General features: G+C 43.5%; 18 protein-coding genes. 16 read left to right on the plus strand and 2 right to left on the minus strand.

The window, feature by feature from the left end; genetic code table 11:
* Positions 1–42: 42 nt before the first annotated feature.
* The 5 genes from DWY79_RS04890 to DWY79_RS04910 all read left to right on the plus strand — a co-directional run bounded on the left by DWY79_RS04890 (position 43) and on the right by DWY79_RS04910 (position 5335).
* A complete protein-coding gene (locus DWY79_RS04890; protein ID WP_005866798.1) occupies positions 43–387 on the plus strand; it encodes a translation initiation factor in 345 nt (114 codons plus the stop codon).
* 12 nt (positions 388–399) lie between these two features.
* Entirely contained in the window at positions 400–3567 is a 3168-nt protein-coding gene (locus DWY79_RS04895) for an exodeoxyribonuclease V subunit beta (protein ID WP_122368943.1), read from the plus strand.
* A gap of 72 nt (positions 3568–3639) precedes the next feature.
* Positions 3640–4302, plus strand: coding sequence for a phosphatidylserine decarboxylase family protein (locus tag DWY79_RS04900; RefSeq protein ID WP_005861238.1), 663 nt, complete (start codon positions 3640–3642; stop codon positions 4300–4302).
* Positions 4299–5000 (plus strand): phosphatidylcholine/phosphatidylserine synthase, encoded by a 702-nt coding sequence (locus tag DWY79_RS04905; RefSeq protein ID WP_048927943.1) that lies wholly within the window; start codon positions 4299–4301, stop codon positions 4998–5000. The genes DWY79_RS04900 and DWY79_RS04905 overlap by 4 nt, the downstream gene beginning before the upstream one ends.
* Before the next feature lie 56 nt (positions 5001–5056).
* Complete coding sequence (locus DWY79_RS04910; protein WP_008773877.1) at positions 5057–5335, plus strand: DUF4834 family protein; 279 nt, start codon at positions 5057–5059, stop codon at positions 5333–5335.
* 3 nt (positions 5336–5338) lie between these two features.
* Here DWY79_RS04910 and DWY79_RS04915 read toward each other — a convergent pair whose 3' ends face one another.
* On the minus strand, positions 5339–5779 hold the full coding sequence (locus DWY79_RS04915) for a nucleoside deaminase (protein ID WP_008780688.1): 441 nt from the start codon (positions 5777–5779) through the stop codon (positions 5339–5341).
* The gene (locus tag DWY79_RS04920; protein WP_005861242.1) at positions 5776–6003 is read right to left on the minus strand and encodes a hypothetical protein; all 228 of its coding nucleotides are present in this window, start codon (positions 6001–6003) and stop codon (positions 5776–5778) included. The genes DWY79_RS04915 and DWY79_RS04920 overlap by 4 nt, the downstream gene beginning before the upstream one ends.
* Before the next feature lie 69 nt (positions 6004–6072).
* Here DWY79_RS04920 and DWY79_RS04925 point away from each other — a divergent pair, with 69 nt between their 5' ends.
* The 11 genes from DWY79_RS04925 to DWY79_RS04975 all read left to right on the plus strand — a co-directional run bounded on the left by DWY79_RS04925 (position 6073) and on the right by DWY79_RS04975 (position 19101).
* Complete coding sequence (locus tag DWY79_RS04925) at positions 6073–6438, plus strand: YraN family protein (protein WP_008773876.1); 366 nt, start codon at positions 6073–6075, stop codon at positions 6436–6438.
* Positions 6439–6450: 12 nt separating this feature from the next.
* Positions 6451–6810 carry an MmcQ/YjbR family DNA-binding protein gene (locus DWY79_RS04930; protein WP_005866809.1) on the plus strand — a complete coding sequence of 120 codons (360 nt, stop codon included), beginning with the start codon at positions 6451–6453 and terminating at the stop codon, positions 6808–6810.
* The gene (locus DWY79_RS04935; RefSeq protein WP_122368945.1) at positions 6797–7549 is read left to right on the plus strand and encodes a biotin--[acetyl-CoA-carboxylase] ligase; all 753 of its coding nucleotides are present in this window, start codon (positions 6797–6799) and stop codon (positions 7547–7549) included. The genes DWY79_RS04930 and DWY79_RS04935 overlap by 14 nt, the downstream gene beginning before the upstream one ends.
* A gap of 399 nt (positions 7550–7948) precedes the next feature.
* Positions 7949–11275, plus strand: coding sequence for a DUF6383 domain-containing protein (locus DWY79_RS04940; protein WP_057328069.1), 3327 nt, complete (start codon positions 7949–7951; stop codon positions 11273–11275).
* Positions 11276–12591: 1316 nt separating this feature from the next.
* Entirely contained in the window at positions 12592–13371 is a 780-nt protein-coding gene (locus DWY79_RS04945; RefSeq protein WP_005861254.1) for a ParA family protein, read from the plus strand.
* Positions 13359–14246, plus strand: coding sequence for a ParB/RepB/Spo0J family partition protein (locus tag DWY79_RS04950; RefSeq protein WP_005861256.1), 888 nt, complete (start codon positions 13359–13361; stop codon positions 14244–14246). The genes DWY79_RS04945 and DWY79_RS04950 overlap by 13 nt, the downstream gene beginning before the upstream one ends.
* Entirely contained in the window at positions 14243–14953 is a 711-nt protein-coding gene (locus tag DWY79_RS04955) for a DUF5683 domain-containing protein (protein ID WP_005866821.1), read from the plus strand. The genes DWY79_RS04950 and DWY79_RS04955 overlap by 4 nt, the downstream gene beginning before the upstream one ends.
* A 5-nt stretch (positions 14954–14958) precedes the next feature.
* On the plus strand, positions 14959–16494 hold the full coding sequence (locus DWY79_RS04960; RefSeq protein WP_048927948.1) for a lytic transglycosylase domain-containing protein: 1536 nt from the start codon (positions 14959–14961) through the stop codon (positions 16492–16494).
* 68 nt (positions 16495–16562) lie between these two features.
* Complete coding sequence (locus DWY79_RS04965; protein ID WP_172514233.1) at positions 16563–17621, plus strand: sensor histidine kinase; 1059 nt, start codon at positions 16563–16565, stop codon at positions 17619–17621.
* 6 nt (positions 17622–17627) lie between these two features.
* Positions 17628–18383: a LytTR family DNA-binding domain-containing protein gene (locus DWY79_RS04970; RefSeq protein ID WP_048927950.1), complete on the plus strand. Its 756-nt coding sequence runs from the start codon at positions 17628–17630 to the stop codon at positions 18381–18383.
* 319 nt (positions 18384–18702) lie between these two features.
* On the plus strand, positions 18703–19101 hold the full coding sequence (locus tag DWY79_RS04975; protein ID WP_005861266.1) for a hypothetical protein: 399 nt from the start codon (positions 18703–18705) through the stop codon (positions 19099–19101).
* Positions 19102–19135: the final 34 nt, after the last annotated feature.

Genomic DNA, 19135 nt, shown 5'->3' on the forward strand with positions numbered 1-19135 from the left:
CCCAAGATAAATCCGTAGTTTTGGCTCTCAAAAAAGAGCGATATGAAGACGAACGACTGGAAAGATCGATTAGGCGTGATGTACTCCACGAATCCCGATTTTCAATATAATACGGGAGATACGGAGGAGGAAGATACGTTGCCGAAGGAGAAACAAGCTTTGCGTATTTCCTTGGACAAACGGAACCGGGGAGGGAAGATGGTTACCTTGATCACCGGGTTCCGGGGTACTTCCGAGGATCTGACCGCCTTGGGGAAACTCTTGAAAGTGAAATGCGGCGTAGGCGGCTCCGCGAAGGACGGGGAGATAATCATCCAAGGGGACCTGCGTGCCAAGGTGTTGGATATCCTCCGGAAAGAGGGCTATTCGAAAAGCCGTACGATCTAATCCCCGATCGCTATGCTAACAATCTATAGGGCTTCTGCCGGGGCGGGCAAGACGCATAAATTGACAGGGGAGTACCTGATGTTACTCTTCTCCCAGCCGGGCGCTTACCGCCGGATCTTGGCCGTGACGTTTACGAATAAGGCGACGGATGAGATGAAAACCCGTATCGTTCAAGAACTTTATCACCTCGCTTCCGGCCGCGCGTCCGATTATATCCAGCTACTCTCTTCCGCCTATTCCTTGACGGAGCGGCAGGTGAGGGAGCAGGCCCGGAAGATTCTGGTCGCTATCCTGCACGATTACTCCGCCTTTAATATCAGTACGATCGACCGCTTTTTCCAGCAAACGATGCGTGCCTTTACCCGCGAGATCGGTTTGCAAGGCGGCTATGGCATCGAGATGGACCAAGAACTGGTCTTGACCGAGGCGATCGATAACCTGCTGGCCGATCTGGAGAAGCCGGAGAGCAAGGATTTGCTAGGTTGGCTGCTGCGTTTCGCCGAGGACAAGATCGAGGATGGTGGCGGCTGGAGCTTGCGGAAGGATATCATGTCGCTCAGCCGGGAGGTCTTTAAGGAGAGTTATAAGGCATTTAGCGAGGAGGTCGGTAAAGATATTGCGGATAAGCAGGCCCTAGATGCCTATAAGAATGAGCTATACGCCATTATCCGCTCCGTAGAGGCGGAGGCGAAACGTTTAGGAGAGGAGGGAGTGGCGTTGCTGAAACAGTTCGCGTTACAACCCTCGGATTTTAAGGGGGGAAGCCGTTCCCCGTTTTTCTATTTCGAGAAGCTGGCGAGAGGTGAGATGAAAGAGCCGACTGCCACATTCCAAACTTTGCCGGATAATCCGGAGGCCTATACGACCAAGACGACTCCACCGGGCCTCCGGCAGATCATCGGGTGTGTATATGAGGAAGGGTTGAATGCCTGCGTAAAGAATATCGTATCCCTGTTCGCCAACCTGACGGCCTATAACACGGCCCGGGAGATCGTGCGTTATTATTATACGTTAGGGATCTTAACCGATATCTCCCGGCAAATCGCCTCTTACCGGGAAGAAAAGAATGTGATGCTGATCGCCGATACGACCGAGTTGCTGAATAAGGTCATCAGTGGCAGCGACGCCCCCTTTATCTACGAGAAGACGGGTACGCACGTAGATCATTATATGATCGATGAGTTCCAAGATACCAGCGGCATGCAGTGGAATAATTTCCGGCCCTTGGTGGAGGAGAGTCTGGCGAATGGTAGGGCGAACTTGATCGTTGGCGATGTGAAGCAAAGTATTTATCGTTTCCGTAACTCGGATTGGAAGCTATTGGACGAGCAAGTCCGCAGGGATTTCGAGGAGGAACAGGTCCGTGAGGAAACCCTGATGGATAATTGGCGAAGCTGCCGCCATATCGTGGAGTTTAATAACGGGTTCTTCACCACCGCTCCGGCAATCCTGCAAGATCTATATAATGAAGCGTTGAAAACCTCCTCATTAAACGAGGAAGAACGCATGGCCTTTTTCACGAAGATCATGACCGCTTATGATAAGAGCATTCAGCGTGTCCCTCCCCCTTTCCAGAAGAAGGACGGACATGTACGGATCGATTTCTTGTCCGGCGATGAGGAGAAGAAGTGGGAGCAAGAGGCGATGGAGCGCTTGCCGGCTACCTTGGAGCGCTTGCAGGATAACGGTTACGCGCTAAAAGACATCGCCATACTCGTGCGTACCAATCAAGAAGGCGCTTTAGTGGCTGATACGTTGCTAGCCTATAAGGAAGAGCATCCGTCCGACCGGTACAATTACGATATCATCTCCGATGATGCTCTGTTTGTGGGTAGTTCTCCGGCGGTCCGTTTCCTGATCGCCGTATTGCGCTATTTGCGAAATCCGGAGGACCAGACGAACAGGAAATTGGCGATGTATGCCTATCAAGTATTAACCGGAAAATTCGGGGAGAGCGAGGCGGATAAGTCTGTTTCTCAAAACCTTCAGTCTATTTCCCGGCAATCCTTGTACGAGGTAACCGAAGGGCTCTTCCGTAACTTCTCCGCTTACTTCCCGGAAACGGAACAGGTATTCGTGCAAGCCTTTCTGGATATGGTTTCCGAGTACGCCCAAAAAGAAAGCGCGGATTTGAACCGTTTCTTGAGATGGTGGGACGAGACCGGTTATCGAAAGACGATCGCTACCCCGGATGGGCAAAACGCTATCCGCATCTTGACCGTACATAAATCCAAGGGCTTAGGTTTTAAGGTCGTTATCATTCCTTTCGGGGACTGGGAGATCGACCATAAGCCGACAAAGCCCGTTATCCTTTGGTGCCACCCGGAGAAGAAGCCGTTTGACCGCCTGCACTTAGTTCCTGTCCGTTACGGACAGATCCTGAGTAGCACGATTTTCGCCAAGGATTATTTCAAGGAGCGCTTGCATGCTTTCATCGATAACTTGAACACCTTATACGTCGCTTTTACCCGTTCGAAAGAAGAACTGATCGTATTCTCCCCCCGTCCGAGGAAGATCAACAAGGAAGGTAAGGTTGAGAAGATAACTTCCATCGCCGATCTATTGTGGGCGGGGGTGGAGACGGATATCGAGGATGATACCTTTGAAAGGGGCGAATGGTGGCATCCAGCTTCGGATAGAACGGCAGAAGATACCTTGGAGGAAATCCCCATGAGCCGCCTGTATTCCGTTTCCCCGGATGATCGTTTACAATTACGCCTGCATGGGAAAGGGTTCTTTTTCGATAATGCCAGGCGGAAGCACGGTACCTTGATGCATGAGGTATTGAGCCGGATACGTACGCCGAAAGATATTCCTGCTTCGGTCGAAAGTTATCGGTTAGCCGGGGTGATTAATCGGGAGGAAGCGGCGGAGTTGATCAGCCGTCTGGAAGAATTATTGCAAGCGGAGGAGGTAAAGGCTTGGTATGATGGTTCCGCCCGTGTCTTGAATGAAGTGGATATCCTGTTCGGTAAAGGCTTGTCTAAACGCCCGGACCGGGTGATGATAAAAGATAACAAGGTAATTGTCGTGGATTATAAATTTGGCGAACGGCAAGATAAGCGCCATCCTAATCAGGTAAGAAATTACCTGCAATTAATCCGTAAAATGGGTTTCGAGCGGGTCGATGGATACCTTTGGTACGTAGAGTTAGGTAAAATAGAGGCAGTGAATAAGTGATATATTTTTGATATTCGGTAAAAATGAATATTTTTGCAGATTCTTAGTATAAAACGATACAGTCAAAGAAGAATGAAAGTACATAAAGAAGGAACCGGTTTACTGCTTACGTTGTTTACAATATTATTTATTGTGAATATAACTTTGTACCATACGGTAGGTAAGGGTATGCTGTTTTATTCTGTCGCTTTTGTTTCTACCGTATTGTTCCTATTGGTATTAAACTTCTTCCGTAGTCCTTTCCGTCGGTTTCCTTATGATTCGGAAGGCTTGGTGATCGCTCCCGCCGATGGTACGATCGTTGCCATCGAGGAAGTGATGGAGAACGAGATCCTTCATAAGAAGTGCCTACAGATATCTATCTTTATGTCTATCTTCAACGTACATGCCAATTGGTTTCCCGTAAACGGTACCGTTAAGCATGTTTCCCACCAGAACGGGCGTTTTATGGCGGCTTATCTGCCGAAGAGTAGTACGGAGAACGAACGTTCGGCGGTCGTGATTACCACGAGGAACGGGGTGGATGTCTTGGCTCGTCAGATTGCCGGGGCGATGGCACGCCGCATCGTTACGTATGCCAAGCCGGGAGAGAAATGTCATGTGGACGAGCAAATGGGGTTTATTAAATTCGGTTCTCGCGTGGATGTCTACCTGCCGGTAGGAACAGAGGTGTTAATAGAGATGGATCAAAAAGTAACAGGCAATCAAACGCCTATAGCCCGTTTGTCAAAATGAGTATAAGAAAACATATTCCTAATACAATTACGTGTCTGAGCCTTCTGTCCGGGTGTGTCGCCAGTGTTATGGCCTTGCACGGAAATCTTTTATCTGCGTTGATTTGGATTATTATAGCCGCGGTCTTTGATTTCTGCGATGGCTTTGCCGCTCGTTTATTGAAGGCTTACTCGCCGATGGGAAAGGAATTGGATTCCTTGTCGGATATGGTAAGTTTCGGCTTCGCTCCGGGCATGGTGGTCTATTGGTTGTTGGGAGAGGCTTCTACGGCTTTGCCTTTTGGCTCTTTGAATACGTATATCCCTTATCTGGCGTTCGTGATCCCTACGTTTTCAGGTTTGCGTTTGGCTAAGTTCAATATTGATGAACGGCAAACTACCTCGTTTATCGGCTTGCCGGTTCCGGCGCATGCTTTATTTTGGGCTTCGGCGGGGTATTCTGTTTTACCGGTTGTTCATGCGAATGAAGGCTTGTTCGTGTTGGTGACTGTTATCTTGGCGTTTATTACCTCCTTGCTGTTGGTGTCTGAGATACCGATGTTCTCGCTGAAGGTGAAATCCTTAGCGTGGAAGGGTAATGAGCTTCGCTATATATTGATCGCTTGTGCCATTATTTTCGTGGCGTTATGGGGATTCTTGGGAATCTCTGGAACCATCCTGTTATATATAGTCTTGTCTATTTTTAACAAAAAGGGATAAACAAGAATTCTTATCTTTGTGTTTGTGATAGTAAAGAATCATTTAAGTATCGGATTATGTTTAAGTTTTTGTTTGTAATATTTTTTTTCTTTATCCTGTTGGTGTTTCTGATGGGTTTCTCCATCTTGCGTACCTTTAAGAACATCTTTTTTGGTAGCGGAAACAACACTCGTAAGGGAGAACAACGTCGTCAAACAAATAGCAATACTTCCGGACATCGTTCTACGACTACTACCGCCCGGGACGATGATGATGATCGTACACCTTATGTGCACCGTAAGAAGATATTCGCCAAGGATGAAGGGGAGTATGTGGATTACGAGGAAGTTAAATAGAGCTTAGCGTCTTTGCTTGAAGAAACGCTGCATTTCTTCCGCGCACTCTTTTTCAAGGATACCTTTTTTGATAATCGCTTTCGGATGGAAGGCTTGAGGGGCGAATTTGGAGAAACCTCTTTTATCATCGGATGCCCCGTATACGATCGTGCTTAATTGTGCCCATCCGATCGCGCCGGCACACATTATGCAGGGTTCCACGGTTACGTATAGACTACAATTTGTTAGGTATTTCGCTCCTAAGACTCCGGCGGCGGCCGTAATCGCCAACATCTCGGCATGTGCGGTCACGTCGTTCAAGCATTCGGTTTGATTATGCGCCCTCGCTATGATCTGGTTGTTGCAGACGATAACAGCTCCTACGGGAACCTCACCCTCGGACGCTGCCGCACGAGCTTCCACCAACGCTTGCTTCATGAAATATTCGTCATTGAAAGGATTCATCTTCTCATCTCATTTTCGTTGAAAAGAGTCGGATAATCCTCCTCCAAGGTCTTGAGGATGTGAGAAAGGATCGTCTCTCGGTACCAACGGGACTTGTTCTCGATCTTGTAGCGTGAAAGGTAACGTTTTACCGCTTTATGCTCTTCGTCATTCAGCATAAAGGTCACTTTGTGTACCCTCGGATGATTGGGGTGAGCCGATGAATATTTACGTTCTTCTTTCATACATTTGCAAATGTACGAGTGAATAGCCGAATAACAAAGAAAATGGCTATATTTGTGCAAATTAAAGCGATGGCAAGACAGAACGATATGGGTCGGGAAGGTGAGTCTGAGGCTCGTGCCTATCTGGTAAAACATGGATATAACGTGTTGCATACCAATTGGCATTGGCATCATTATGAACTGGATATTATCGCTGTCAAGGAAGATGAGTTAATCGTGGTGGAGGTGAAGACACGCTCTGAGGATTTTTTGCTTTCACCGGAAGATGCGGTAGACACCAAGAAGATTCGGAGGATTGTCGCCGCTGCGGATGCCTATGTCCGTTATTTTAATATAGACTTACCGGTCCGTTTTGATATCGTGACATTGATCAAGAAAGAGACGGGTTTCCTGATCGACCATATCGAAGATGCTTTCTATGCTCCTTGCCGTTAAAAGATAAAAGTTATGAATATAGAAGAAGTACGTGAATACTGCCTTTCCTTGAAGAATACCATCGAGTGTTTCCCGTTCGATGAGGTATCGCTGGTCTTTAAGGTAGAGAATAAGATGTTCCTGCTGCTTCCTTTGGATGCGGAGGAGCCTCATGTCTCCTTGAAATGCAGTACAGACTATGTGGAAGAGTTACGGGAACGGTATACGGCGGTTGAGCCGGCTTATCATTTTAATAAGAAATACTGGAATAGCATTTATCTGGATCGGGATATGGAGGACGAGGAGGTTAAACGTTGGATCTTCCACTCTTACCGGGAGGTGATCGCTAAACTACCAAAAAATATAAGGGAGATTTATAATGATGAGCACTGATAATGAATCTCCCCGCATCTTGCGTGTGGTGGAAACCACTTCTACGAATAGCCTGCTTCGTGAGTTGATCATCAAAGAATCTCTTCCGGAAGGAAGTGTAGTTGTCGCTGATTTCCAGACAGCCGGACGTGGGCAGATCGGGAATGTCTGGGAGTCTGAGGCGGGAAAGAACTTGATGTTTAGTACAGTCCTGTACCCTACGTGCATCCCGGCAAATCGCCAATTCTTGATTTCTCAAATAGCGGCCTTGAGCGTGAAAGAGACGTTAGACTTATATACGGATCATGTCACAGTGAAATGGCCGAATGATATTTATTGGAAAGATAAGAAGATTTGCGGAATGTTGATCGAGAACGATCTATCAGGGCATAATCTATATTGCTCCATCATCGGGATCGGCATAAACTTGAATCAAGCGGTGTTTCGGGGAGATGCTCCGAATCCTGTTTCTTTGTTTCAAATAATCGGTAAGGAAGTAGATCGAGAAGAGGTTTTGGACCGTTTCCTCTCGGTATTCTATCGCTATTATTTATCTCTCCTCCAAGAGGAATACGAGGATATTCGTATCCGCTATCAATTCGCATTGTATAGAAGGGAGGGCTATCATGCCTATAGGGATGAGGCGGGAGAATTCGAGGCCTGTATCCATGATATTGAATCAACCGGGCATCTTTTGCTAACGTTACGGGATGGAAGCATCCGTCGCTATGCTTTTAAGGAGGTTTCTTATTGTAAGTGATGTTTTTGAGCAGCGAAGGTACGTGTTATTAATATATCTAGTTCCAGATAGCTCTATGTATTATTTGCGGAAAATAATATATCTATATATTAAGGTACGTGTACATTATATATAGATCTCTATTTATTAATGAAATTAATCGGAAAATATATATCTTTTGTACCGAACAATAGTGGGTTTGTCTTTGTAATCGGTGGTTTTGTAATGAATAGTCTATTTGATTGATAAGAAAGCCTATATGGCGAGAAAAAAATGATAAAGAAGGGTTGCGCGAATCAAAGAAACGCGTACCTTTGCAAATGATGAATAAAGTCGATCGTCGTTTGTTTTGATTTTTAAGAGAGCGATCGTTGTTAAAGAGCTTATTACACTTTAGTATTAATATTAAATTATTTAATTATGAACAAAAAGTTTTCTACTCTTTTGGCTGGTGTTGCGCTTTTAAGTGCGATGTCAGCAAATGCGCAGTTAGCTAATGCTCCTGTTGGTGCTGGTGCTGGTGCAGTGCAAAAGTTAGATGAGGCTGCCCAAAAGGGTGTGTACCAAATTAGAGACAATGCAGGAAATGTACTTGTTATTGAGAATGGCAAGTATGCATTTAAAACTGTAGCTAATTTGTCTGATCTAAAGGCTTCATTATGGTGTGTGAAAGTTACGGAAGAAGCTTCTGGAAAAGAGCCAATCTATGACTTCTTTAACAAATCTACAGGTGAGACTTTAGCCGTTTCGGATTTAGATGCTTCTGCAATTAAGGCTGGAACATTTGCTTCAACAGATTCTTTAACTGTTGGTGAGAGTTTTGGTGGTTGGGCCTTCTCTAGTACTTATGTTACTTCTTTATTGCCTGATCAACCGATGTACACTTATTATGAGCCTGATTATGTCCTTTTATTGACAAAAGGTGCAAATAATGGTCTTCAAGCTAAAAGAGTATTGGCTCAGGATATTAGACAAAATGCATCTTCTAATGATGCTGTTGAGTTGACGTTGTTTAATGCTGGTACTTATGTATTGAGCGCAAGCGAAATTAATGAGTATGTGAAAGATAACAAGTTTGTGTTGACATTTGATAAAGATGCTAATGCAGATGTTAATCCATTCTCTACAACAGAGTTCGTAGCAAAAGCTGTTGCTGACAAGAAAGCGGACAACACAACACGTGATTTCGTTTTCGTAACTTCTAAGGCTGACGCAAACCAATATTTGAAAGTTGATACTGCTGCTAATGGTGTTGGTATCCAATTCTTGAAATTTGGTTGGACTGATGAGTCAAAAGAGCCTAGCGCTAATGTTGAGAATTCTACTTTGGCAGATCAACATAAGTTCTTGTTTACGTATCGTCCTTCTACAGATAGCTTGTATATCCAAGTAAAGCAGGTTCGTTACAAAAATGAGAAAACTCCTGAAAAATATTGGAATCAAGTAAGTAATATCATTAACTATGGTATTACCTATCAAGATATTTTCTCTACAGGTACTGCTGTGAGCGCTGATAGTTTGTTCGTTAAGTTGCAAAACTTTACAGTAGCTGATAGAATTGCTACAATTGGTTTGAAACCGATCAATACTCACATTAAGTATAATGCTACAAACTGTTTTGTTAAGAGTGATAAGACTTCTTTAGAGAATGGTCTGTATATCATTAAGAATGCTAAAGGTCAGGTATTAGCTGCTCCTATTCATGAGAATGATAATGCAGGTAATAACAAACTTGAGTGGGTGACATTAGATGAACAAGATCCAATGCATATGCCTGCTTACCAATTCGTAATTACTAAAACTTTAAGTTCTGCTACTGCTCAAGCAACATCTCCTATCAATGTTGTAAACCGTGAGTTCCCATCATTGAAATCTGCAAATGTACAGTTGAGATTAAATGAGAAGGGTGAGATCGTTGCTTCTGTTGCTAACTTGAATAATGCTACTTTCGTTCAAATTAAGGATTCTGCTATTATTAAGGATGCTAAGTTAGGCTATAAGTATCTTTCTAAGAATGAGTTGATCGTTAATAAATATAAGTTTAACTATTTGAACCCGTTCACTCAAGAATACTGGATTGCTAATGGTGCAGACAAAGATTCTTTGATTTACGTTAAACAAGCTGCTAACGAGTATACTTTGTCTGAAGGTTCTACAGCAGCATATGGTATCGATGTAGATGCTGCTTTGCTGAAGAAGATTCCGGGACTTGCTCAATTGGAAAGAACAAACTATGTAATTGCTAAAAACAAATCTGCTAAGTTGGTAAAAGCTTATGGTAGCAAGTATTCTATGGGTGCTGCTAACTATGGTACAGTTGCAGAGGTGGATACATTCTTCTTCAAAGAGAACAACCACTATGATGGCAAGCATTACTATGCGATCTTGGAGACAGCTTATGATAACACGAATAATGCGGCATATATCGCTAATCTGAATACTGCGACTTCTAAAGTTGGTATCGCTGATGACGGTATGACTGCAGGTTTGAAGGTTCAGTTATTGAACGAGTCTAGAACCTCCGCATTTACTGTAGAGCCTAGCGATGCTCCGTTGTATCGTCGTTTCAACAAGGCAATCTTGGGTGAAAATGAAAATGATGGTCCGGATAGCTTAGTATTCGTTGAGAAATATCGTAAAGAATACTTGATGGATGAAGGTAATAAGAACTTTACAGATGAGTTTGTTGATTACCTTGGCATTTGGAGTAAGGATAAGGCTGAAAACAAGTTGGCTATGCGTATTGATACCGCATGGTTGAACCGTGGTGCAGGTAATGTTAAACCTCAATATTTGATCTCCGTAGCCCGTGACGATCAAGGCGCTATCGAAACGATTCCTTGTGATGAAGCTGACGACAAACACTTCTATATTGATGATAAGGGTGTTGCTCACAAAACTGATAAATGGCATTGTCAACATGCTAAACAAGGTAGAGCAGGCTTTGCTTATGGTAAGTATTTGGTAAGTTTCGCTGACTCTGCTAGAGCTGATAAGAAGAAACCTTATATGGATATTGATAATGGTTATACTCGTGTAGGTTTCGTTAAGGCTGTTCATGCAGGTGATAGTTTATTCATCTTGGTTAACGAGTTCAAGAATATGAAACCGGCTGATTTGGATACGGCAGACATCGTTAAGGCTTATAAGGCTGCTAAGATTGACGGGACATATATTGTTAACTTACAAAATGATCAACATAAGAACGTAACTTGGTCATTCCGTTATGCTGATCCTGATAAGGCTGCTACAGTAACTGAAGAAGGTGATGCTAATGCATTCATGTTTGAGTCAAATGTTTATACTGATACTCCAGAGACTTCTGTAAATGGTAATGTGCCTTTAAGCAATGTTCATGGATTGGGCAATGCTATTGCTCCTAAGTATGCAGCATGGTTGAAGATGCAGAATGGTTGTTTGGTATTGACTCGTGGTGACTCAGATTTCAATTCTTCTAAGACAGGTGGTGATGCAGCATTGGTATTCAATGTAGCTCAACCTACAACAGAGGATATGGTAACATCTAACGATAACATCAACAATGTTGAAGGTGTATCTGTAGTAGCTGGTAACGGTACTGTAACTGTTCAAGGCGCTGCTGGTAAGTCAGTAGTTATCACTAACATCTTAGGTAAGGTTGTTGCTGAGACAGTTCTTACTTCAGACAACGCAACTATCGCTGTACCTGCTGGTATCGTAGCTGTAGCTGTTGATGGTGAAGAGGCTGTTAAGACAATCGTTAAATAAGTAGAAAACTGACCGGATTTCCGTAAGGAAAGACACAGTTCATAAGATAGAGCCCCGTCGATGTATTTCGGCGGGGCTTTTGTGGTTTTGCCTATTTGCCTGACTGTAAGCGAAACCGCAGTTATCCGAACTTTTTGATGGATAAATGGGGATATGCGTGATAAAGCCCTCTTGTAAAGACGCAGAAATAGAGGGAAAGCGGTGGCTTCAACGGGCGTTTTTGACAGGAAAAGTCCCCTTTTTGCACACGATAGGCGGTTAAAGCATATGCGATAGGTCGCGTTGGGCAACGCCAGTAGTGCCGTTGGGCATCGTAAGTAGTCAAGAATAGGGTTGTCAATACTCTAGAATGGGCATCGTAACCCTGTTACTTCCCGGTCGTAACCCTATGGAATCGCCCGAAGAACTCAATGGATATGAATTACGATGAATAAATCTCGCTAGAATGAAAGGTCGTTTTTCGATAAAGGATTGTTATGCAGATGATTGTCGAATTTTTTTCTCGTATTTGCGCACGAACTGTCCGTATGCCCGGAAAAATCGATTCTCCGGGAGTTGATATTACAAATTGTCAGAATGATAATTGCGAAAATCCTCAAAGGGGAAGGCTAAGAATAAATAAATAAACATTGCTGATGTATTTTGATGAGCCCTTTTGTTTTTCGATATGAAAATATATTCTAACTTTGCATTAGTCACTAGGCTTGCCTGTGATTAGAGAATTTTCTCGAAAGTCGGGTTATTCTTCGTAATTATCCGGTAGAGTATAAGAAGATCTCCTCTTTTTTATTTTCCAGTGTGATGATGGAGTGCATTCCACCTTTGAGACTTATCGCTTGATTTAATGTAAAAGACCTCTGCTTACGGAACTAGAGTATAACTATAGGTGGTCTGGAAGTATTTGGAAAATCAACGTATAGAGGAACTAGCCTGTAGGACGGACGATAATTACCATACCGCTATTATTAAGTTCAAGAAGCCTCTCACTTTTAAAGAAAGCGCTGTTCTCCATATAAAAACAAGCAATGATGACGCAAAAGGAGATGCTCTCTCGTCCGGACGCAGGGTATTATTATCGTATTGATTGGGAGAAATAAGATGTGAGAGGAGCCTCTGTTTGTTTAAAACTTCGTTATCATTTCCAAAAAAACACCTATATACCAGCCTTATAACCCTCTATTTGATTTATTCTGCTTATATTTGCGAGTTATCAACAGTTAGGGCGATTTATCAACAAAACAAGCATTGTTTTGATTGAACCCTGTTTGGTTCAGTTTTTAATGTTTAGTTTTGCCCTCGAATTAATTAGGTATAGTATGGGAAAGATTATCGCTTTAGCAAATCAGAAAGGTGGAGTCGGGAAGACAACCACCACGATTAATCTGGCTGCGTCATTGGCCGCTCTTGAGAAAAAGGTGCTGGTCGTAGACGCTGATCCGCAGGCGAATGCCTCATCCGGTCTGGGTGTGGACATACGTAATGTAGAACTTTCTATCTATGAATGTCTGGTAAACGGTGAGGACGCGAGCGGCGCTATCACACAGACTGAAGTGGAAGGACTGGATATCATCCCCTCTCATATCGATTTGGTGGGAGCGGAGATCGAGATGCTAAACTTGGAGAATCGTGAACGGATATTGAAGCAGATATTGACACCGCTGAAAGAGAAGTACGATTTTATCCTGATCGACTGCTCTCCTTCTTTGGGATTGATAACCGTGAATGCCTTGACAGCCGCCGATTCGGTGATCATCCCGGTACAATGCGAGTATTTCGCCTTGGAAGGTATCAGTAAGCTGTTGAACACGATCAAGATTATCAAATCAAAGCTGAACCCGGCGCTGGAGATAGAGGGATTCCTCTTGACTATGTATGATTCCCGCCTGCGTTTGGCGAACCAGATTTATGAGGAAGTGAAACGTCCGTTCCGCGATTTGGTATTTACTACCGTGATCCAACGAAACGTGAAGTTGAGCGAGGCTTCCAGTTACGGTAAACCTGTCTTATTGTATGACGCGGATTCGAAAGGATCTATCAACCATATGCAGTTGGCACAGGAGATTGTTGAAAAAAATAAAGGATTATGGCAGCATTAAAAAGATCGGCGTTAGGCCGTGGATTAGACGCGTTAATTACGATGGATGACCTGAAGACAGGTGGTTCATCGTCTATTAGTGAGATCGAGTTAAGCAAGATCCAGCCTAATCCGGAGCAACCTCGATCCATCTTTGAGGAAGAGACCTTGGAGGAGTTGGCTACCTCTATCCGCTCGTTAGGCGTGATACAGCCGATTACGTTGAAGGAAATCGGCCCCGAGCAATATATGATCATCTCTGGCGAACGCCGTTATCGTGCGTCGCTTAAAGCAGGTTTGGAGCGTATTCCCGCTTATATTAAGACGGCGGCCGACGAGAACGTGGTGGAGATGGCTTTGATAGAGAATATCCAACGAGAGGACTTGAACTCTATCGAAATCGCGTTAGCTTATCAAAAATTAATCGATAATTACGGCTTGACCCAAGAGGGGTTGAGCGAAAGGGTTGGAAAGAAGCGTGCTACGATCGCCAATTACCTTCGTTTATTGAAACTTCCGGCCGAGATCCAAGTAGGATTGAAGGATAAGAAGATCGATATGGGACATGCCCGGGCATTGATCCCGGTGGATGATCCGGAGGTTCAATTAGCTTTATATGAGCAGATATTGGCTCAAGGACTCTCCGTTCGTAACGTGGAGGAGATGGTGCGTAATATAGCCGAGGGAATACAACCGGAATTGCCGGAAAAGAAAAAATCGGATCGTAAGCCGATACTTCCGGAAGAGTTTAAATTGCTGAAAGATCATTTGTCCCGTTACTTCAATACGAAAGTCCAGTTGACTTGCAATGAGAAGGGAAAAGGTAAAATTACGATTCCTTTCGCCACGGAAGAAGAGTTGGAGCAATTGATCGGGTTACTGGATAAATTGAAATGAGAAATCGAATCATACTCCTTTTGATCGGATTCATGTGCTATGCCGGGATGGGTAACGCACAGGAGGATAAGACGGAGAAAGCCGTTCCTGCTATAGTTTCCGATTCCGTGGAGGTAGCTGCCCCGGATTCTACCGTGCAAGCCGTCTTGATGGCGGCCGATTCGGTGGGCGTACCGGAAGTGAAGATGAAGCTGGCTTTTAAGCCGAATCCGACAAAAGCGGTCTTGTTCGCCTTGGTTCCGGGTCTGGGACAGATCTATAACCGGAAATATTGGAAATTACCGATCGTTTACGGTGGCTTGATGGGATGTATGTATGCCGTGACTTGGAACAACAAGAACTATAAGGATTATTCGACGGCTTATAAGGATATCATGTATGATGCCGCTAAGAATCTGGAAAATCCGGATGCTTGGAGTAAAAGTTGGCAAGACTTGACTTCCATGGCTCCTGAGGATGCGATTAATAATTCAAATTTCAAGGATCAATTGAAAAGACAGAAGGATTATTTTCGTCGATATAGAGACTTGAGTATAATTATTACGGTCGGGGTGTATGCGTTGAGTATCGTGGATGCCTACGTGGATGCCCAGTTATTCGATTTTGATATATCACCGGATTTATCCTTGCATTTGGAGCCGGTTGTTAGTCCGAAGACGAGTGTCACGCCTCGTACTTACGGATTGAATTGCAGTCTAAAATTCTGATATACATGAAAAGATACCTGCTAGCACTCATTTGTTTAAATTGTTTGGTCTCATTGGTCTATGCGCAGGAAGAGACCCGAATTGAGGAAAAAGATACCTTAAGCTCGCTGGAGTCTGAGGTCGGATTGATTCCGGAAAGCTTGGATGCGAACGTGGATAGTTTGCTCCGTACTTGGCATGTGCAATATTTCTCAAAAAGAGAGGACTTTTGCCATGATGACGACGAGAATGTCTATTTCCCGGATTCGGTCTATATCGACCGCCTGTCTAGGCTTCCCAGCGTGATCGCTTTGCCCTATAATAATATAGTGCGTGATTGTATTGACTTATATGCGGAGCGTAAACGAAATTTAGTGCGTTATATGCTGGGGATGGCGGACTTTTATTTTCCGATAATCGAGCAGGTGTTGGATGAGCATGGCCTGCCTATTGAATTGAAATATCTCGCCGTCGTGGAAAGTGCCTTGAATCCGGTAGCCCTCTCTCGTGTGGGCGCTTGTGGTTTATGGCAATTCATGCTTCCTACGGGTAAGAGCTATGGCTTGGAGATTAATAGCTTGGTGGACGAGCGCCGGGACCCCTTGAAAGCGACCGAGGCCGCTTGTAAGTATTTCAAGGATATGTACGCTATCTATGGGGATTGGAATTTAGTGTTGGCATCTTATAACTGTGGGCCGGGCAACGTGAATAAAGCGATCCGTCGTTCGGGGGGCAAGACGGACTTCTGGGATATCTTCCCTTATTTACCGAAAGAGACTCGTTCATACGTCCCCTTATTTATCGCCGCCAATTACGTCATGAATTATTATTGCGAGCATAACATCTGTCCGATGCAAACCAGCTTGCCGCTAGCCACGGATACGGTCATGGTGAATAATGCCCTACATTTGCAGCAAGTATCGGATCTATTGCAAGTAGATATTGAGACGTTGCGTGCGTTAAATCCACAATATAAAAGAGACATCGTTCCGGGTAATACCCGCCCTTCGGTCTTGAAACTACCTGCGGCAGAAACCTATGCTTTTATTGATAAAGAAGATACGGTCTATACGCATCGGATCGAGGAACTGTTGGCGAATTGCATTTCCGCGAATAACTCTAATGGCTCTTTACCAAGTGGTGCGACCCGGGAAAAAATCACCCACGTGGTATTGAGTGGTGAGAATCTTTATACGATCGCTAATCGCTATGGAGTGACAGCGAAAGATATCCGTAAATGGAACGGGCTAGGCTCCAACCGGGTAGCGAAAGGAAAACGGTTAAGATTATATGTAGATAATGGGGGTGTCGCTTTTGCCTCGGCTGCCAAGACTCCGGTGAAATCAACTGCGACAACAACGAAAAAGTCGGCTTCCGTCGCTACAAAACAGATCGCTTCCGCCAATAAAGATTTTGTCTCTTATAAGGTTAAATCGGGAGATTCACTTTATTCGATTTCCAAGAAATACCCTGGGGTTACCGCTTCTTCCTTACAAAAGGTGAATGGGCTGTCAAGTCCGGATATCCGTCCGGGCCAAGTACTGAAGATACCGGTAGGATGATCATTCGGGGATAAATTCGTCTTTAACTCTTTTTTTTCGCTTTCTTCGTGCACTGGAGAAGGATGTGAATGATTTTTTATTCCTTTGTATACGAAAAAAGATACAATCGTATGGGTTCATTGGATGAAAAGATATCAGTGGTCAAGGCTAAACCTTGGTTGGTCAGTTTGGTTTGCGCAGTGTTTATCGCCTATCCGAATTTGGCATGGATCTTTTGTGACATGAGCTATCTGGCTCCGAACGATCATCAAGGGTTTTTGCTCTTCTTTGGGTTCCGTTTTCTTTACTTTTGGGGACTTATTTGGTTTTTGCTGAAAAGTAACTTGAAGCATGAGGATTGTACCTCCTTCTTCGAGCGGTTGTTCTGGAATGCCTTGTACGTTTCTGGAGGCTTTGTTGTCTATAAATTGATCTCCTTCCTGACTATTAGTTATGATCGTTTTTTGAGTATCATTATCTTCCAGTTTATCGTGTTGGCGTTGTTATGTACCTTGATCGGCTATATACAAATGCTATATCACAATCAACGGGAAAAGGATCAATTGATCGAGAATCTGCGTGTCGAGAATTTGCAGAGCCGCTGCGATGCATTGGTGAACCAGATCAATCCGCATTTCTTTTTCAATTCATTGAATGGAATCTCCTCCTTGATACGGAAGAAAAACGATGAGAATACCTTGTTGTATGTTACGAAATTGTCCGATATATTCCGTTATATCCTTCAGAGTGATAAAAAGAATTTGGTACCACTGTCGGAGGAGCTTGCGTTTATAGAGGCTTTTCAGCATGTAATGGTAGTCCGTTTCGCCAATAAGCTGACTTTTACGATCGAAGTTCCCGAAGATAAGCGGAACTTGCGAATTCCCGTATTATCTTTGCTTCCGTTGGTAGAGAACGTGACGGTACATAATATTATAGACAGCGAGCACCGAATGGATATCTTGATCCGGCTGAACGAGCGAATGGAACTGGTTGTTTCTAATCCAATCTATCCGAAATTGACCTTACCGGATACGAATGGAACCGGGCTTAAGAATCTGGAGAATCGTTTCTTTCTATTAATGAATAAACAAATACGGGTAGAATCTGATGAGGATGAGTTTCAGGTATACCTACCCCTAAAATGATGCTATATGAGAATACTGATCGTAGAGGACGAGACCGCCGCCTATGAGAACTTAGCGGATATGTTGGTTACAATAGATCCCACGATTGAGATCATGGGAAATACGGAGAGTGTCCGGCAAACGGTACGTTGGCTGCAAGCCAATCCGAGGCCGGATTTGATTTTTATGGATATTCATTTATCGGACGGTTCCGCTTTCGCTATTTTTGACCAGATAGAGGTGGAGGTACCGATCATCTTTACTACGGCGTACGATCAATATGCGATCGACGCTTTCAAAGTAAACAGCATAGACTATATCTTGAAGCCGATTAAGCCGGAAGAATTGAAACGGGCCTTAGATAAGTTTAGCCGATGGAATCATCAAGATATCATCCATTATTTATCCCAATTAACACAGTTGTCTACTACTCCTAAATACAAGGATAAACTACTGATTCCTGTTAAGGATAAATTGTTGCCTATTAGCTTGAAAGATGTGTCTTGTTTCTATACGGCTGATAAGAATACATATGTTTATTTAAAGACTGGTAATTCGTATCCATATGCTAAAACATTGGAACAGATAATTTCTTCTTTAAGTCCTGCTGATTTTATCCGTGCGAATAAACAATTCATCATTTCTCGTGATAGCGTGAAGGACATAACAATTTGGTTTGATAGCCGTTTGCTCGTTACTTTGGATATAGAAGTGCCTGAGCGTATATATATTAGTAAAAATAAAGCATCCGAGTTTAAGTCTTGGATAGTAAGTCTGGAATGATAATTAAATAGAAATGCCGGTTCTCTTAAAGCCGGCATTTTTTTGCCCTTTTCGTGTTCAATCCCCATTTTTTCCTTTTCGTCAACAATCGGAAACTGCCTATCCGATAATTCTTCATCTTTGCAATACAAACAAGGAGATACATCAATAAGATGTAAGTTGAAATTTTGATGTTAATCCGAGTTTTATCATACACATTAGATAGGTTAATAGGTTTGTAAAAAAGGATTAGTCCGAAACAAAAGAATGTTTAGGCTATCTTCTCTAAAATGAGTGTTTGTTTTGTGAATGGTTTTGTAATAGGTAAATTGTAGGTATTATGAGAAAGTTAATTATGGCGGTAGCGGTTTTGGGAATGAGTGCTACAATGAATTTTGCGAAAGCGCAATGTGTGAATGAATATGGGAATAAAGAACCGTTTGCGGTAGAGTTTAGCCGATTGAGTTCTTATCTAGGATTGGCTCCTTACCAAATGGAGGAGGTACTTAACATTAATGATTATTTTGTACAAGAACAAAGAAAGAGTTTGAGCAAAGACCTGAAGCGTCAGGATGAACGATTGCAAAAAGCCGTGTATGGCAATTTGAAGCTGATGAAAGAGGCGTTGACTGCCGATCAGTATCGCAAGTATGTCATATTGTTAAATGTAACTAACAACAATAACCGATTAACCGGAGCTGTGACATTTACGGATATCTATTTGGCTGAGAATAAATGAGTGTAACCTTGGCTCGATGTGATGTTGATTAGAA

Origin of the sequence: Parabacteroides sp. AF27-14, assembly GCF_003635425.1 — a bacterium.
GTDB lineage: Bacteria > Bacteroidota > Bacteroidia > Bacteroidales > Tannerellaceae > Parabacteroides > Parabacteroides distasonis.

What these genes read in the sequence shown, in the direction of transcription:
- DWY79_RS04890 (WP_005866798.1), top strand. Translation starts at nt 43, where the DNA reads ATGAAGACGAACGACTGGAAAGATCGATTAGGCGTGATGTACTCCACG.
- DWY79_RS04895 (WP_122368943.1), top strand. Translation starts at nt 400, where the DNA reads ATGCTAACAATCTATAGGGCTTCTGCCGGGGCGGGCAAGACGCATAAA.
- DWY79_RS04900 (WP_005861238.1), top strand. Translation starts at nt 3,640, where the DNA reads ATGAAAGTACATAAAGAAGGAACCGGTTTACTGCTTACGTTGTTTACA.
- DWY79_RS04905 (WP_048927943.1), top strand. Translation starts at nt 4,299, where the DNA reads ATGAGTATAAGAAAACATATTCCTAATACAATTACGTGTCTGAGCCTT.
- DWY79_RS04910 (WP_008773877.1), top strand. Translation starts at nt 5,057, where the DNA reads ATGTTTAAGTTTTTGTTTGTAATATTTTTTTTCTTTATCCTGTTGGTG.
- DWY79_RS04915 (WP_008780688.1), bottom strand. Translation starts at nt 5,779, where the DNA reads ATGAATCCTTTCAATGACGAATATTTCATGAAGCAAGCGTTGGTGGAA.
- DWY79_RS04920 (WP_005861242.1), bottom strand. Translation starts at nt 6,003, where the DNA reads ATGAAAGAAGAACGTAAATATTCATCGGCTCACCCCAATCATCCGAGG.
- DWY79_RS04925 (WP_008773876.1), top strand. Translation starts at nt 6,073, where the DNA reads ATGGCAAGACAGAACGATATGGGTCGGGAAGGTGAGTCTGAGGCTCGT.
- DWY79_RS04930 (WP_005866809.1), top strand. Translation starts at nt 6,451, where the DNA reads ATGAATATAGAAGAAGTACGTGAATACTGCCTTTCCTTGAAGAATACC.
- DWY79_RS04935 (WP_122368945.1), top strand. Translation starts at nt 6,797, where the DNA reads ATGATGAGCACTGATAATGAATCTCCCCGCATCTTGCGTGTGGTGGAA.
- DWY79_RS04940 (WP_057328069.1), top strand. Translation starts at nt 7,949, where the DNA reads ATGAACAAAAAGTTTTCTACTCTTTTGGCTGGTGTTGCGCTTTTAAGT.
- DWY79_RS04945 (WP_005861254.1), top strand. Translation starts at nt 12,592, where the DNA reads ATGGGAAAGATTATCGCTTTAGCAAATCAGAAAGGTGGAGTCGGGAAG.
- DWY79_RS04950 (WP_005861256.1), top strand. Translation starts at nt 13,359, where the DNA reads ATGGCAGCATTAAAAAGATCGGCGTTAGGCCGTGGATTAGACGCGTTA.
- DWY79_RS04955 (WP_005866821.1), top strand. Translation starts at nt 14,243, where the DNA reads ATGAGAAATCGAATCATACTCCTTTTGATCGGATTCATGTGCTATGCC.
- DWY79_RS04960 (WP_048927948.1), top strand. Translation starts at nt 14,959, where the DNA reads ATGAAAAGATACCTGCTAGCACTCATTTGTTTAAATTGTTTGGTCTCA.
- DWY79_RS04965 (WP_172514233.1), top strand. Translation starts at nt 16,563, where the DNA reads ATGATTTTTTATTCCTTTGTATACGAAAAAAGATACAATCGTATGGGT.
- DWY79_RS04970 (WP_048927950.1), top strand. Translation starts at nt 17,628, where the DNA reads ATGAGAATACTGATCGTAGAGGACGAGACCGCCGCCTATGAGAACTTA.
- DWY79_RS04975 (WP_005861266.1), top strand. Translation starts at nt 18,703, where the DNA reads ATGAGAAAGTTAATTATGGCGGTAGCGGTTTTGGGAATGAGTGCTACA.